The following is a 15679-nucleotide window of genomic DNA, read 5'->3' as shown; positions in this document are numbered from 1 at the left end:
TTCATTCCTTACTATCATGGACAGATCGAAACAGGTTATGTTAACCGGGCAGCTAAAGTGGGTAGAGCGTATAGCGTCGGTAATGGACGATAAATTCTGTTTGCCGGGTACTAACTTCCGTTTCGGGCTCGACCCGATCCTCAACTTTATCCCGTTCGCAGGTGATGTATCGGGATTTATTGTATCGGCAGCGCTACTTTATGTAATGGCCAAAAACGGCGTAAGCCGCAAAGTCCTCATTCTTATGGCGATAAACATCAGTATTGATGCAGCAGTGGGCGCTATTCCACTTTTAGGGCAGATCTCTGATTTTTATATCAAGGCAAATACTCGTAACATAAAATTGTTGAAAGAGCATTACCAGGAAGGTAAACACACCGGCAGCGGTAATGGCGTTATCGCCATCATCATTATTGTGTTGTTAATAGTTTTAAGCGCGGTGTTATATGTAAGTTATATATCGCTGAGGTGGTTATTCGCGCAGTTTTAAGTTGCCGCGCTATTACGCATATCATTCTTAAGGTTCACCGGGACGTATCCAATATTTGCATCAATACGCTCAAATACCGAAGGATGAATACTTTCGGCCGCGCGGGGCGTACTGAGCAGCGTGCGCACAAACTGCCCTAATATTGAAAAAGGCAACGTGTTTGAGTTGTACAAACGCCCCTTATTATTTGGCCGCACTTCGTCATCTACATATCCCTCTTCAAAACTCAAGCCCGCGCCTTTTGCTTTTGCAATCATCCAATGCAAAGCGATATCACTTAACCCTTCGTCCGGATAACCACCGCCAATGTTTGAGTGCACGCCGGTAAACCAGCGCTGCTCAAACACCTGTTTGATGCCATTGTCCTGCACACCTTTGCTTTGCTGCCATAAAGTAGGTATGAAATTTTTACGGCGCTCATCAATGGCCAGCGCATGATATGCATAGTCTACATAACTGCTTAAGGTAGTGTCATGAAACTCGTATCGTTTTCTGTTATAAAATAGCTTCACCGGAACGCCCAGGGCACCTACGGTATCCCATACGCCAATAAACTTAATGCGCACTTCAGGCTGGCTATGTTTTTCCCTGAATTCCCGCGCAATGTCGCCATTGGGATGTTTGGCCTTATCCCCGCGGTCGCGATACATGTCGTAAGCCTGCTGTATCAGCCGCAGATTGTTATTTTTAACCAGGCCGGCCGTTCTGATAAGCCCGGCAAGGCTGCGCACCGTATATGCCCCCCTGCTAAAACCAAACAAGAATATCTCGTCCCCTATCTCATAATTCCAAATGATGAATTTATAAGCGTCAAGTATATTGTCGTCTAAACCACGGCCGGTGGCACCATCAATCATCCGGCTAAGCTTTGTGCCGCTTGATCCGACGCCCTGATCGTAAAACTTTATTTGTTTAATGTGATTTTCATCCTCGTTACAAATAGCTTCAAAAATCTTTTGCACGTTTGTGCGCACAATTTCACCTTCGTAAATATCGCCGGGTTTGTTCCAGGTGCCATCACTGCAAACTATAATTCTTTTCATGGCTTTTTCGTTAAGCAAATACCAAATAATCCTTACTTACCCACCGGTCGTCCATGTTAACCTTACACCAGCCATTCTGTTCCTTTACAATAAACAGCTCCTGGCCTTTTGTGTACGAACCCAGTTTCTGGAATGTTGTGCCCGGGCCGCTCCGCGCATTAAGCGTGTCGGCTTTTACTGTCGCCCTTTTAACGTCGGTAGTGTATTTGCCCAGTACCCAATGCTCCTGGCTACCCGATATTTTGTACCAGCCGTTAGTTTCTTTGTAAACCCGTAATATAGCGCCCAATGCCGCTGCGTCCCTGTCTGTAGCTTTGGGGCTTGAGGCATTGGGTTTGGTACGTATATTTAATGACGATGCTGTTACGCTTACATACTTTAACACGGCGCTGGCCGAAATAACGGGTGCGGCCGGCGCACCGGCTTGTGTTACCAGGGGCAAAAAGTTCGCGACGCAGTCGGCTACCTTATTGCCGCCAAAAAAGCTGGTTCCGGGGCATGTTTTGTTATTTTTTGTGCCGTTGTTTCGTTCGCCGGTACTGAGGTCGAACCAGTGATGATACACAATGCTGTTGGTATTTACAGGCAGGCGGAAACGTTTGCAAAGCTTTGCTGTAATACGAATGATAGTATCGCGGTGAGCCGGGGTCATCGCATCTTTACCCGAATCGAAATTCCCAAGGTTTTCTATGCATATGGCGTTAGCGTTCTGACCGACTACACACGCCGGTGACTTTTCAAGCGAACGGCCGGTCATGATAGTGCCATCGGGGAACGTAGTAAAGTGCTGCCCGATATCGCTCCATCCATTTGCATTTACGTGGTAATTTTTCATGCCCTGTTGCAATGCGAAGTGATTGCTGCCGTTGAATTGGGTGTAGGCAGGGCTATAAGTGTGGTGTTCCTGTATGGTTAAAACAGTGCGCGCCAGCTGCCGGGCATCTATCCAGGTTTCAAATTCCTGGATGCTCATTAATGTAAAACCGAATTTTGTTGTCATGATAATGTGTTTTAGGTGACGTAAACTTCTTTTGCAGTTAACTGCGTGATTATAAGTTTGATATACTAATATCGACAACTTTGGGAAGTATTATATCAAGTTGTTATTTTTTATTTTAAAGGATATTTGATAACTACAGGCGGTGTTTTTTACTAAAATATTTTACTTATATACGGGATATAGGATTTGCTTATGTGTGAAAATTGCCTGAAATTGCCGGTAGCATTGTATATAAACATTTAGTATCAAACCTGCCGTAATAAAGCGGCAGGCAGACAATTATATCACACTTGATTACTATCACAATCTGTTGAAATTATGAAAAAAGTAACCGGCCTTGGCGGCGTTTTTTTTAAATGCGATGACCCGAAAGGCATGAACGAATGGTATTCAAAAAACCTTGGATTGCCTACCAGCGACTATGGAACCACTTTTGAATGGCGACATGCTGATGATCCCTCAAAAAGCGGGTCTACTTCCTGGTGTACCTTTCCGCAGAATACCGAATACTTTAACCCGTCGGCAAAGCCGTTTATGATCAATTACCGTGTCGAGGATCTGGTGGCCCTGGTAGAGGAACTCAAAAAGGAAAATGTGACCATTGTTGACGAGATCGCCGAATATGATTACGGCAAATTCGTGCATGTGCTGGATCCTGAAGGGAACATCATCGAACTTTGGGAACCAAAGGACGATGAAGCGGCCGGCTAACCGTAATCCAAGCGCCGGCGCCCTTCTGCCAGTGTGGTTCTAAAGTGAAAACTGAGCAATAAACGGGTTGCCGGGCTATGGCTGCCGGGGTAATTTTGTTGTATAAAGTTAGAATTTTATGAAAACACAACAGGAATTAGATTACAACCGTATAGCCCAGGCAATAAGCTATTTTAAAGAGAACTATAAAAAGCAACCCGGTTTAGAAGAAGTTGCCGGGCATGTTCATCTTAGCCCCTTTCATTTCCAACGCATGTTTAAAGATTGGGCCGGCGTAACCCCCAAACAGTTTCTGCAGTACCTGAGTATAGAGCACGCCAAGCAAATATTAAAACATACCGGTGCTAACCTGCTTGATACTGCTTACCACACCGGCCTATCGGGTACCGGCAGGCTTTACGATCTTTTTGTGAAGGTAGAGGGTATGACTCCCGGGGAATATAAGAATGGCGGCGCCGCCTTAAACATCAATTACTCGTTTGCCGATACGCCATTTGGTAAGGTTATCGTCGCGTCGACCCATAAAGGTATCTGCCATATGGCTTTTACCGATGACGGCGAAGAAAACGCCTTTGACCTGTTGAAACGAAACTTTCCCAATGCGCAGTACAGCCAATTGGTTGATATGGTACAGCAAAACGCTTTGTATATTTTTAATCAGGACTGGCAGCACCTTGACGAGATCAAATTACATCTGAAAGGCACCGATTTCCAGATCAAAGTATGGGAGGCCTTACTGAAAGTTCCGGCAGGCGGGCTTACTACCTATGCTGCGCTGGCCGTTAAATCGGGCAGTATAAATGCTTCACGGGCGGTTGGGTCGGCAGTGGCAAGCAACCCGGTGGCTTTTTTAATACCCTGTCACCGGGTGATCAGGTCCACAGGCGAAATTGGACAGTATCATTGGGGGGCGACGCGGAAAAATGCCATTATTGGCTGGGAAGCCGCTTTAAAGGAAAGCGCGGCCTGAAATATTGCAGTATAAAGAACAAAAACCATGTTACAAAACCGGGTAGATCCGTTTGGCTCCATCATTAAAACTCCGGCGCGTGGCGCCTGGCTGGGTAACCGTGGCGTTGTTCACAATGGGCGGCAGCAAATTGTGCGGCCTTACAAGCTAAAGGCGTGGATAACCTGCGCACTTAACTTTCAAGGCCGCCACCGCCAGATAATGCAGCCTGACCGGTGGACAGAACTTTTTTTTCTTGACGAGGCCACCGCCTTCTCGGCCGGCCACCGCCCCTGCGCCGAATGCCGTTACGCGGATAACAGGTGTTTTAAAAATTATTGGCTCAAAGGGAACCCCCAATACGGTTTTGATATGAAAACACCCCTGAAACAAATAGATGATATTATCCATGCGGAACGTATAGCTGCCGACAGGTCGAAAATTACTTATAGCGACGATTTGCACACATTACCAAATGGTACGTTTATATCTCTGCAAGGTAATGCCTACCTGGTAAATAACAAACAACTGTACTTGTGGTCGCCGGGAGGATATGATCAACCTATACCCTGCCCAGATGCCGGGGAGGTATCGGTATTAACGCCGCGATCTTTTGTAAACATGTTTACCGCCGGGTATGTGCCGCAGATGGCTGTCGTTCAATAGCAATATATCTGTTATAAAACAATTTATCCCGTAATTCATTATTGTAACATGATAACAGTGATAGGCATATTTGATGATGCTAACCTTGCCGAAGAGGTAAGCTTATATCTTTTAGGAAACGGATTTACAAATGAAACGGTTGATGTACATACGCATGGCAACCAGCCCGACTACCATGATCGCGTGGGCGGCTTTTTCAACCACCTGATAGATGACGAAAAACAAGCGGAGCATTTCGCATCGCTGGGCCGCAGTGGATCTATCGTAACCGTTCACGCGGTTTCGGCCCGCGAAGCCCAGGAAGCCGCTGATGCCTTAAATAATTATGGTGCGATAGATGTGAACGCGTCAGATGATAGCCCGTCGCATAGCCAAATGATAGAGCGTATTGTTACCGATGATAAAAGATTAAGGGGCAACTACCCTATTGGCTGACCAATATCCCTATTTAACCACCGGTTTTAAGATATTTTATTTAATTTGGGTACTTGAAACCCTCGCCTAAAATAAAATGAACACCACCGATAAACACAACGATAGAATCGCTAACATGACCTTTTCTTCAGTATATCCAATGTACGTAAAAAAGGTGGAAGCGAAAGGCCGGACCGAAGAAGAATTGCAGCAGGTTATTACCTGGCTGACCGGTTTCGGTAATACAAAGATACGGGAATTGATCGACAAAAAGGTAACCTTCCATCAATTTTTTCAAATGGCGACGCTAAATCCAAACGCCGGCCTCATTACCGGTTTGATTTGCGGATATCGCATAGAAGATATTGAAAACCCGTTAACGAAGCAGGTTAGATACCTGGATAAACTGATAGACGAGTTGGCAAAAGGCAAAAAAATGGAGAAGATATTGCGGAAGAAAGAAGCATAGCCGGCATCCCCGTTAGTACGCCAGTTTTTTCCTGATCAAAACCAAAAGGCCGGTTATCATCAAACCTAAAACGATGTAACCTATGGCCAGCGACGATTGATCCGTAATTGTTATGAAGCTTAACAAGCCCGATACCATTACAGAAGTTACCAGGTATGCGCCTCCGCTGGTTAACCCGCTTGCAACCCCGGCATTAAGCGGAAAACGCGTTAAACAATACGTAAAAAAGATATTGTAAATGCAGCCGCCAATAACCGTTGTCGGAATTACAAACAGCAGCAGCAATAATAGCCCGTTTTTTTCGGCTGCGAAAATGTACATCAGTGTTATTACAACCAATTGGCATAGATTTGCCCACATAAGCCTTTTAAACAAGTTGCCGCTTTTGATAGTTTTACCTGCAATACCACCAACAAACAGCGACAGGCCCGAAAGCAGCGCGCAATAACCCGTAGTAACCGACGACAGGTGAAACTTATGCTCGACAATAAAAGGCGCCGACATGGTGAATATTAAAACCATAGCGAAACAGATACCCAGTATTACTATGCCCAAACTAAAATCCACCGACGATACAAGGTTGCGATAAACCTTAAATATCGACCGCAGGTGAAAAGGCTGTTTTATTTTTATCGATTCGCCGCTTAAAAAGAACTCCAATAAAAACATCACCATGCCATACACCCCCAATACCACAAAATTGTATTGCCAGCCAAAACTTTTTTGAATGTAGCCGCCAAAAAAAGGTGCCAGTATAGGCGCCGTAGCCCAAATGATAGATAACATGCTGGTGTAATGCCGTTGCTTTTCGCCAGTGTACACATCAACAAAAAAAGCCCTTTTGCCTACTATGATAAAAGCAGTTGCTGTGCCCTGCAACACGCGCATCACATACACCAGATGAATATTGGTAGTGAATATAATAACTGCATTGCTTAAGGCAAATACCAGCAGGGCAGCCAGGTTTATCCGATAACGGCCAAAGCTGTCTACAATAGAGCCAACAAATAATTGCGAAATGCCATAGCTCAACAAAAAACAGATGATGGTATATTGTATCCCTGCCGAGTTGGTATGAAAAGCGCTGGCCATACCCGGGAAGGACGGGATGTAAACGTCTGTTGCCAAGCCCGATAGCGGCACCAGCGCGAACGCCAGTAAGGTTGCCCGCCTACGGTTGCCATCATTAATTTGTGTGTGGGATACGGTATTTGCAGGTAACCCGTTGTTTGTACTCATGAAAGTTCTTTTTCGATGGCGGGCAAAGTTAACCGACCGGGCGGTTAATTATTTAAGTGTCGAAGATTTTGACAAAGCGCCAACAATTATTAAACGCCGTAAAGATATATTAAATAAAAAACGCCCCTCATTTGCATGAGAGGCGTTGCGGGTAAATGATGGGGCTCGAACCCACGACCCTCGGTACCACAAACCGATGCTCTAACCAACTGAGCTACATCTACCGTGTTGGGAGGTTGCAAAAATAGAAATCTTACGCCAATTTGCAAAGCATTTTTTAAAATTACACTAAGCTTACCCGTTTAAACCGCCTACCGGTTAATTTTGTAATTATGGCAGAGCAATTAGTGGAGTTGAATGTTACCGGGATGCATTGCAACAACTGTGCAATGAGTATCCATAAGTTATTGGAGAAGAAAGGCTTGCACAATGTGTTGGTTAGCTTCGCCTCCGAAGAGGTGAAATTCAGCACTCCCGACCAGTCTATTCTGCCCCAGATCATCAAAGATATTGAAGGCCTCGGATTTAAGGTTGTTGACGAAGAAAATGCACAGGCAACACCATTTTATGACAAGGTAGAGAATAAATTCATCTTCTGCGCCATATTTACCGCCCCCTTATTGCTACACATGGTTTTGCCATGGCACTTTCTGCATAACCATATTGTACAATTAATACTATGCCTGCCCGTGTTTATTGTGGGCTGCCTGCATTTTGGTAAAAGTGCCTATAGCTCGTTAAAAAACGGTGTTCCTAATATGGATGTACTGATATTTATCGGTTCAACATCGGCCTTTATATATAGTCTGGTGGGCAGTATTCAAAATCTCGGCGGGCATTACCTTTTTTACGAAACCTGCGCAACCATCATTACCCTGGTATTACTTGGCAACGTGCTTGAAAAGCGGTCGGTAAACCAAACTACTTCGGCGGTAAAGGACCTGATGAAGTTTCAGCAGGTAATGGCTAACCGGGTTGTTAACGGCAGCATTGAAGTGATTGGCGCCAAAGAGGTGTTATCCGGCGATACCCTTTTGGTTAACGAAGGCGACCAGGTGCCCGTGGACGGCGAAATACTATCGGGCGATGCGCTGGTGAACGAAGCCATGATAACCGGTGAAAGCATCCCGGTAATTAAAGGAAAGTATGATAAGGTTATTGGAGGCACTATTGTGCAGCAAGGCAATATCCGTATAATGGCTACAAAAGTTGGTTCAAACAGTACGCTTTCGCAGATCATCGACCTGATGAAAAAAGCCCAGGCCGCCAAGCCCCCCGTTCAAAAGCTGGGCGATAAGGTGGCGGCGATATTTGTGCCGGTGGTAATTGTAATAGCCCTGCTTACGTTTCTGATAACTTATTTTGCAACAGATGCAGGCATGCAAAATTCTATTATGAATGCTATTGCCGTTATGGTGATCTCGTGCCCGTGTGCAATGGGTTTGGCTACGCCTACGGCCGTAATGGTTGGCTTGGGTAGGGCCGCTAAAAACGGGATACTGATAAAGGGCGGCGATACGATTGAAGCAGTTGCCAATACTAAGTATGTATTGTTTGACAAAACGGGTACGTTAACTACCGGTAAATTCAGCATCACCGAAATAAAGCCCGAAGAAGGTTTTACCATGGAACAGATCCGCGGCGTGATCACCGCCATTGAGGAACGCTCTAACCATCCTATCGCCAGATCGTTGGTGAGCGGCTTGCAGGCGCAGCCTCAGCAAAAAATAATATTGCGCAGCGCTACCGAGGAAAAAGGCCTGGGCATGCGCGCCGAAGATATAGATGGCAACAACTATTTTTTAGGTACGGCCAAACATAAAACCCCCGATCATTTTAACCTCACCCTGTACCGCAACCAGGTACGGATGGCGCAAATAGGTGTTGATGATACCATAAAGCCTAATGCAATAAATTTGATATCCCAATTAAAGAAATCAGGTATTACCCCGGTGCTGGTAAGTGGTGATAAAACGTTGCGCTGTTCAATACTTGCAGCAACTTTGGGCATTAAAGAGGTACATGCCGAGATGCTGCCTGATGATAAGCTGAAAGTGGTTGATATGTACCGCAAAAAAGGCAAAACCATAATGATAGGCGACGGTATAAACGATGCCCCTGCCCTTACCCAGGCAGATGTGGGCGTATCTATGAACGATGCCAGCCAAATTGCCATACAATCGGCTAAGGTGATATTGCTTAACACCGATCTGCAATCGGTAGTAACCTTTCTGCAAATAAGCCGGCACACCTTGCTTACCATCAAACAAAACCTGTTTTGGGCTTTTGCCTATAATATCATAGCCATACCCGTAGCTGCACTGGGTTTCCTGAACCCGATGATAGGCGCCCTTGCTATGGCATTCTCGGATGTGATTGTGATTGGAAACTCCTTAAGGTTGAAGGTGAAGAAAGTAAGCCCCCCAACCCCCTAAAGGGGGAGCTTTTTAAAAGATTAGCCCTATGTTTAACTATTTATTTACTTTTGTTCCCCCTTCAGGGGGTTAAGGGGCTTATGATAGAAATTTATACAGACGGTGCATCAAGCGGAAACCCGGGGCCGGGCGGTTATGGAGTAATATTGCGTTCGGGACAGCACTATAAAGAGCTTTCGGCAGGATATCGTAAAACCACCAATAACCGTATGGAATTGCTGGCCGTTATCACCGGCCTGGAAGCCATCAAAGCGCCTAACCAAAACGTCACCATTTACTCCGACTCCAAATATGTTATCGATGCGATTGAAAAACGCTGGGTACATGGCTGGGTTGCCAAGGGTTTTAAAGATAAGAAGAACAAGGACCTTTGGCTGCGCTATCTTACTATTGCCAAATTACATCACATTAAATTTGTTTGGGTACGCGGCCATAACGGGCATCCCGAAAATGAGCGCTGCGACCAGCTTGCAGTAGCTGCCGGCAAACAAAAGGATCTTTTAATAGACTCTGTTTTCGAAATGGAATCAGCTAAAGCGGGTTTGTTGTAAGCGGCCCTACGCTTAAAAATTGTACATGGTTACAAATTTCCGCTAAACTTTTGGTGGCACTATCGTGTCAGTACACAAAAAGTAAAATATCTGATTATCAACATGTTCATAGTGTTCACGGTGTTCATGTGGTGTGAACGTGAACACTTAGGGTGTATTTCTATTCTTAGTAGTGACGCGTCTCAGTTACCGTGATCTGGTCAACTATTAACTATCTATTGCAAACACACTTCACCCTCGAAATTCCGTTTTATCAGCTGCGGCGAAAAGCAGGCCATCATTTCTTCGGCCTTGCCAACCATATTTTTGGAGCCGATAAATATCGCCGATCGCTGGTGCAACTCGGTTACATCCAATTCCAGTATGCGGTTATAGCCGTTACTGGCCTTCCCTCCTGCCTGTTCTATAATAAATGCCATAGGGTTACACTCGTAAACCAGGCGCAGCTTACCATTAGGCGCGGCCGCCGTTAACGGGTAAATAAATATCCCCCCTTTGATCATGTTACGATGCAAGTCGGCCACCATCGAGCCTATATAGCGCGATGTATAGGGCCGTTTGGTTTTATCGTCTTCTACCTGGCAATATTTGATGTATTTTTTCACCCCGTCCGGAAAATGCGAATAATAACCTTCATTGATGGAATAAATAACCCCATCATCCGGGATACGCATATTAGGGTGCGACAAGCAAAATTCGCCTATAGATGGGTCCAGCGTAAAGCCATTAACACCTTTGCCTGTAGTGTAAACCAGCATGGTTGATGAGCCGTAGATCACGTATCCTGCAGCTACCTGTTCGGTACCGCGCTGAAGCACGTCTGGCAGCCCCGCCTTGCCACCGGCCGAGATACGGCGATAAATAGAAAAGATGGTACCCACACCAACATTCACATCAATATTTGACGAGCCGTCCAATGGGTCGATAGCCACCACGTATTTAGCGTTCTTCGATATCTCCGATTCGATATGGATGCATTCGTCATTTTCTTCGGATGCTACCATACAACACTCACCTCCATATTGCAGCGCCGAGATAAACTGCTCGTTAGCATATACATCCAGTTTCTTCTGACCTTCGCCCTGTATGTTTGTTGTACCATTATCGCCTAAAATATCAGCGAGGCCGGCTTTGTTCACCTCACGGTTCACGATTTTGGCGGCAATACCTATGTCGCGCAATAGTCGCGATAGCTCGCCTTTGGCGTACGGAAAATCGGCCTGTTTTTCGATAATAAATTGTCCTAATGTTTTTACTGCTTTCATGGGCTTAGTGTAAAAACTACATATTATTTATGCAGTTCAATAACGTCTAAGGTATGAATTTTTTCGTCAGTAATAGAAAACCTTATCAAAGTTCGCACCTTGTGCCAGCCCTGTTTCCCGGCTGCTCCGGGGTTTAAATGCAAACAATTTATTTTTTTATCGTAAATAACTTTCAAAATATGCGAGTGGCCGCTTATAAATAAACCAGGAGTCTTAGTGTATATTTCACGCTTTACGTTTGGCGCGTACCTATCCGGATACCCGCCGATGTGCGTCATCCAAACATCCACCTTTTCGCACATAAAACGCAGGTGTTCGGGGTAAACTTTTCGCACGTCCGTGCCGTCGATATTGCCGTATACTCCTTTTAGCGGTTTAAAGGCGGCTAACTTGTCGGCCAGCTCAATATTTCCAAAATCACCGGCATGCCATATCTCGTCGCAGTTCTCAAAATGCTTAAAAACGGCGTCGTCCAAAAAACCGTGGGTATCTGATATCAGGCCTATACGAACCATACAATTTTAGAATTTAGATTTACCATTTTAGATGTTCCTTGTGTTTTCGACTTTTAATTTCAGGATTTAGAGCTTTGAAATTTAGAATTTCTCAAAATATCGTTAAAAAGTCTCCAAGGGCCAATTGATAATCTGTAGAGTAAACTTTGGGCGCATCATAAATTACAAACTCGTCTTCAGCAATGCCTTTTTGCTCTTTGCCAAACGTCAATATTACCCGGTGGGGTTCGCTATCAGCAAATGATTTTACAGCTATAACTTTTTGCAGGTATAACTGATATTTTGGGAACAGGTCCACGATAACAGCGGCGGTCGGTAAAGGTATGATCAACTGGCAGGTGCCTGTATCGGTTAGATGTTCGGCAGCATACTTCACCAATCGATCAAAAAATAAGCTATCCGTATGCCTCGCCAGGTTCTTCTTTTGATTTGCAGAGGTAAGCGAATCCAGGAAGAACGGCGGATTGGATAGGATGAGATCATATTTTTCAGGATGCCCAACTTCTATAAAATCGCCTTTTATGATATTCAGTCTGTCTGCAAAAGCTGAATTTTCAAAATTTCGTGCAGCGGTTTCTGCCGCGTGCTCATCAATTTCAATGGCGGTAATATTTGCCACGGCAAAACGCTGGGCCAGCATCAGGGCAATTACGCCTGTTCCGGTGCCCACATCTACAATACTTTGGGGATTGTTTGCTGCAGCCAAAGCGCCCAGCAGCACAGCATCGGTATTCACCTTCATAGCGCAGCCCTCCTGGTCAACCTCAAACTGTTTAAATTTAAAAATATCAGCCATTACTTGGTGCTAAATAAACCATATTTAACGATGCAGTATATAGCGCGTACGCCATCTTTCCAGCCTATTTTTTTACCATCCTCATAAGTGCGGCCATAATAAGAGATCCCTACTTCGTAAATGCGGATACGTGGGATGCGCGCTATTTTCATCGTTACCTCAGGCTCAAATCCAAAGCGTTTTTCTTTTAATTTGATGGATTGCAAAAGCTTGGTATCAAACAACTTATAACAAGTTTCCATATCGGTAAGGTTAAGGTTACTGATCATATTACTAAGAAAAGTTAGCCAGCGATTGCCAATGGTGTGCCAAAAAAACAATATCCGGTGCGGATTGCTGCCCATAAACCTGGAACCGTAAACTACATCGGCAAAGCCGGCACAAACAGGTTTCAGCAGATCGTTATATTCCGCGGGATCATACTCCAGGTCGGCGTCCTGAATAATCAGGTATTCACCGGTAGCCTGGGCTATACCAGTGTGCAACGCTGCTCCTTTACCACCATTCCTGATGTGCCTAAAGTATTTAATGTCAAGTTCGGGGTTGGCGGCTTGATAATCAGCAACGGCTTTTTCGGTCTCATCGGTAGAGCAATCGTCAATAATTATAATTTCCTTTTGGATATTATCCATCAGCGCAACGGCTTTTATCTTATTCAGAATGAGGTGTATGGTACTACCCTCGTTAAAAGCCGGGATAATTATTGATAATTTACCTATTTTCATCATGGATTATAAAATGCCAAATTAATGCTATCCTGGATAAAGCAAAACCTGAAAAAGCCAAAAGTAGTGATATTACTGGCTATATTGTTTGCTTTCGGGCTGTGGTTTGCCCTTTGTTTGCCCAGGCCTTTATTCAGCAGCCCTACATCCTTTGTTATCGACGATGATGACGGTCGGCTATTAGGTGCATCGATAGCTGCCGATGGGCAATGGCGCTTTCCTCATAATGCTGAGGTGCCCGAAAAGTTTAAAAAATGTATCATAGCTTTTGAAGACAAGCGTTTTGAGAGTCATTGGGGTTTCGATCCACTGGCGTTTGGCCGGGCCATAAGGCAAAATATTAAGGCCAAACGGGTAACCAGTGGCGGCAGTACCATTACTATGCAGGTTATACGCCTCGCCACCCGTCACAACCGTACCGTATGGAATAAAATAGGCGAAATATTTATGGCGCTGCGGCTGGAACTGGGCTACAGTAAAAACCAAATAATGGCCCTGTATGCCAGCAACGCCCCATTTGGCAGTAATGTTATTGGTTTAGACGCGGCGGCATGGCGCTACTTTGGGCGCGAACCCAATAAATTATCGTGGGGTGAAATGGCTGCGCTGGCCGTGCTGCCCAACTCGCCATCGTTGGTGCATCCCGGGAAAAACCGTGAAATTTTATTAAAAAAACGGAATTTATTGCTGGAAAAACTGAATAAACAAGGCGTTATCGACAGCACCACAATGGTGCTTGCAAAACTGGAACCTGTACCCGATAAACCCGTGTCGCTGCCGCAGGTTGCCCCACACCTGCTGCAACGCCTTAAAGGAGATTTTAAAAACAACAGGCAGACTTTTACCCGCTTAAAAACCACCTTAAAAACTACGTTGCAGGATCAGGTTAGCGATATAGTCGAAAAACATCATCAGGTTTTAAAAGCCAACGATATTAACAATATTGCAGCGGTTGTTTTAGACGTAGAAAGCGGCGCCGCCCTGGCGTATGTTGGCAATATAACCCACCGCGAAGACCCCGAAATGGAAAGCGATGTTGACGTGGTAAATGCACCGCGAAGCCCGGGCAGTACGCTAAAGCCCCTGCTTTACGCCAGTATGCTGCACGATGGGCTGATACTGCCCAACAGCCTGATAGCTGACGTACCTACCCAAATAGCCGGCTATCACCCCGAAAACTTTGATTTGGGGTACGATGGTGCAGTACCTGCATCAAACGCCCTGTCTCGATCGTTGAATATCCCGGCGGTAAAAATGCTTCAGCAATATAAGTACGAGCGTTTTTACGATAAGCTAAAAAAAATAGGCATTAGCACTTTAAACCAACCTGCTGATCATTACGGCCTCTCGCTGATATTGGGTGGTGGCGAAAATACCCTTTGGGAACTTACAGGCGCTTACGCCGATATGGCAAGGGTACTTAACCATTACAATAACAATGGTGGCAAGTATGATCCGGCTGATTACCACACCCCTGTATATTCGTTATCACCCCGTCAGAAACCGGCGTTTGAGAGAAGCGGATTGCTTGATGCAGCTTCTATTTACTATACCCTGCAGGCCATGGAAGATGTAATGCGCCCCGGGGAAGAAATGCTTTGGCAGCAGTTCAGCTCTACTCAACGCATCGCGTGGAAAACGGGTACCAGCTTTGGCTTTAGGGATGGGTGGGCCATTGGCATTACGCCCAAATATGTGGTGGGCGTTTGGGTAGGCAATACCGACGGCGAAGGCAGGCCTGGCTTAACCGGCATACATACCGCCGCGCCTGTTTTGTTTGACATCTTTAGGCTGCTGCCAGCAGCGCGCGATTGGTTTGAAGAACCAACCGGCGAAATGGTTAAGATAAACGTATGTCGCGAAAGCGGGTACCGCGCCGGGCAATACTGTAATGATGTAATTGAGCAACAGGTACCCAAAAGTGGGCTAAAGGCACCTGTTTGTCCGTGGCACAGGCTGGTGCACCTTTCTGCCGACCAAAAGTACCAGGTAACGGGCAATTGTACCCTGCCGGATAATATCGTTAACAAAAGCTGGTTTGTGCTGCCCCCATCAATGGAGTATTATTACAAAACCAAGAATTACCAGTACCACGCACTGCCGGCCTATGCGCCGGGCTGCGAACAGGCCGAAACCAACCCAATGGAGCTCATCTATCCAAAGGACGGCGCCAAGGTTTACGTACCGCTGGAAGCCGATGGCAAGCGCGGCAGGCTGATCTGTAATGCCGCGCACAGGCAAAGTGGTACGAAGATCTACTGGCACCTGGATGATAAATACATTGGCGAAAGCGGCACCTATCACCAAATGGCCCTAAACCCGTCGCCCGGGAAACATAAGCTGACGCTGGTTGATGCCGGCGGCAATACTCTGCAAATAAATTTTGAGGTGCTGGATAAGAATAAATAACT

General features: G+C 45.6%; 16 protein-coding genes and 1 tRNA gene. 9 read left to right on the top strand and 8 right to left on the bottom strand.

Annotated elements, in window-relative coordinates:
* Positions 1–16: 16 nt before the first annotated feature.
* Complete coding sequence (locus tag GWR56_RS16545) at positions 17–490, top strand: DUF4112 domain-containing protein (protein WP_162432315.1); 474 nt, start codon at positions 17–19, stop codon at positions 488–490.
* Here the strand turns inward: GWR56_RS16545 and GWR56_RS16540 are convergent.
* Together GWR56_RS16540 and GWR56_RS16535 are read right to left on the bottom strand one after the other, a co-directional pair.
* Positions 487–1533 carry a DUF2235 domain-containing protein gene (locus GWR56_RS16540; RefSeq protein WP_162432314.1) on the bottom strand — a complete coding sequence of 349 codons (1047 nt, stop codon included), beginning with the start codon at positions 1531–1533 and terminating at the stop codon, positions 487–489. The genes GWR56_RS16545 and GWR56_RS16540 overlap by 4 nt on opposite strands.
* Positions 1534–1543: 10 nt before the next feature.
* Positions 1544–2533, bottom strand: coding sequence for an SH3 domain-containing protein (locus tag GWR56_RS16535; RefSeq protein ID WP_162432313.1), 990 nt, complete (start codon positions 2531–2533; stop codon positions 1544–1546).
* Between the two features lie 318 nt (positions 2534–2851).
* Here GWR56_RS16535 and GWR56_RS16530 point away from each other — a divergent pair, with 318 nt between their 5' ends.
* The 5 genes from GWR56_RS16530 (at position 2852) to GWR56_RS16510 (ending at position 5742) form a co-directional block, all read left to right on the top strand.
* A complete protein-coding gene (locus GWR56_RS16530; RefSeq protein WP_162432312.1) occupies positions 2852–3244 on the top strand; it encodes a VOC family protein in 393 nt (130 codons plus the stop codon).
* A gap of 118 nt (positions 3245–3362) precedes the next feature.
* A complete protein-coding gene (locus GWR56_RS16525) occupies positions 3363–4214 on the top strand; it encodes a methylated-DNA--[protein]-cysteine S-methyltransferase (RefSeq protein WP_162432311.1) in 852 nt (283 codons plus the stop codon).
* A gap of 27 nt (positions 4215–4241) precedes the next feature.
* On the top strand, positions 4242–4859 hold the full coding sequence (locus tag GWR56_RS16520; RefSeq protein WP_162432310.1) for a hypothetical protein: 618 nt from the start codon (positions 4242–4244) through the stop codon (positions 4857–4859).
* 48 nt (positions 4860–4907) lie between these two features.
* Positions 4908–5294, top strand: a complete 387-nt coding sequence (locus GWR56_RS16515; protein ID WP_162432309.1) for a hypothetical protein — start codon at positions 4908–4910, stop codon at positions 5292–5294.
* A 76-nt stretch (positions 5295–5370) separates the two neighbouring features.
* Positions 5371–5742, top strand: a complete 372-nt coding sequence (locus GWR56_RS16510; protein WP_162432308.1) for a DUF2200 domain-containing protein — start codon at positions 5371–5373, stop codon at positions 5740–5742.
* Positions 5743–5754: 12 nt separating this feature from the next.
* Here GWR56_RS16510 and GWR56_RS16505 read toward each other — a convergent pair whose 3' ends face one another.
* Together GWR56_RS16505 and GWR56_RS16500 are read right to left on the bottom strand one after the other, a co-directional pair.
* A complete protein-coding gene (locus GWR56_RS16505; RefSeq protein WP_162432307.1) occupies positions 5755–6981 on the bottom strand; it encodes an MFS transporter in 1227 nt (408 codons plus the stop codon).
* A 150-nt stretch (positions 6982–7131) separates the two neighbouring features.
* Positions 7132–7205 (bottom strand) — tRNA-His (locus GWR56_RS16500).
* A 108-nt stretch (positions 7206–7313) separates the two neighbouring features.
* Here GWR56_RS16500 and GWR56_RS16495 point away from each other — a divergent pair.
* Together GWR56_RS16495 and rnhA are read left to right on the top strand one after the other, a co-directional pair.
* Positions 7314–9416 carry a cation-translocating P-type ATPase gene (locus GWR56_RS16495; RefSeq protein ID WP_162432306.1) on the top strand — a complete coding sequence of 701 codons (2103 nt, stop codon included), beginning with the start codon at positions 7314–7316 and terminating at the stop codon, positions 9414–9416.
* A gap of 80 nt (positions 9417–9496) precedes the next feature.
* Positions 9497–9967: a ribonuclease HI gene (gene rnhA / locus GWR56_RS16490; RefSeq protein WP_162432305.1), complete on the top strand. Its 471-nt coding sequence runs from the start codon at positions 9497–9499 to the stop codon at positions 9965–9967.
* Positions 9968–10182: 215 nt separating this feature from the next.
* Here the strand turns inward: rnhA and fbp are convergent, their stop codons facing one another.
* From fbp to GWR56_RS16470, 4 genes are all read right to left on the bottom strand, one after another.
* Positions 10183–11232, bottom strand: coding sequence for a class 1 fructose-bisphosphatase (gene fbp / locus GWR56_RS16485; protein ID WP_162432304.1), 1050 nt, complete (start codon positions 11230–11232; stop codon positions 10183–10185).
* Positions 11233–11255: 23 nt separating this feature from the next.
* Positions 11256–11747 (bottom strand): metallophosphoesterase, encoded by a 492-nt coding sequence (locus GWR56_RS16480; RefSeq protein WP_162432303.1) that lies wholly within the window; start codon positions 11745–11747, stop codon positions 11256–11258.
* Positions 11748–11838: 91 nt separating this feature from the next.
* Positions 11839–12543: a tRNA1(Val) (adenine(37)-N6)-methyltransferase gene (locus tag GWR56_RS16475; protein WP_162432302.1), complete on the bottom strand. Its 705-nt coding sequence runs from the start codon at positions 12541–12543 to the stop codon at positions 11839–11841.
* Positions 12543–13271 (bottom strand): glycosyltransferase family 2 protein, encoded by a 729-nt coding sequence (locus tag GWR56_RS16470; RefSeq protein ID WP_238395254.1) that lies wholly within the window; start codon positions 13269–13271, stop codon positions 12543–12545. The genes GWR56_RS16475 and GWR56_RS16470 overlap by 1 nt, the downstream gene beginning before the upstream one ends.
* A 21-nt stretch (positions 13272–13292) precedes the next feature.
* On the opposite strand from GWR56_RS16470, the gene pbpC reads away from it, so the two are divergent.
* Positions 13293–15677, top strand: a complete 2385-nt coding sequence (pbpC, locus tag GWR56_RS16465) for a penicillin-binding protein 1C (protein ID WP_162432301.1) — start codon at positions 13293–13295, stop codon at positions 15675–15677.
* Positions 15678–15679 lie beyond the last annotated feature (2 nt).

This window comes from Mucilaginibacter sp. 14171R-50 (assembly GCF_010093045.1).
Classification (GTDB): Bacteria; Bacteroidota; Bacteroidia; order Sphingobacteriales; family Sphingobacteriaceae; genus Mucilaginibacter.
Note: the sequence above shows the minus strand (reverse complement) of the source record. Positions and strands in the feature narration are given on the sequence as shown.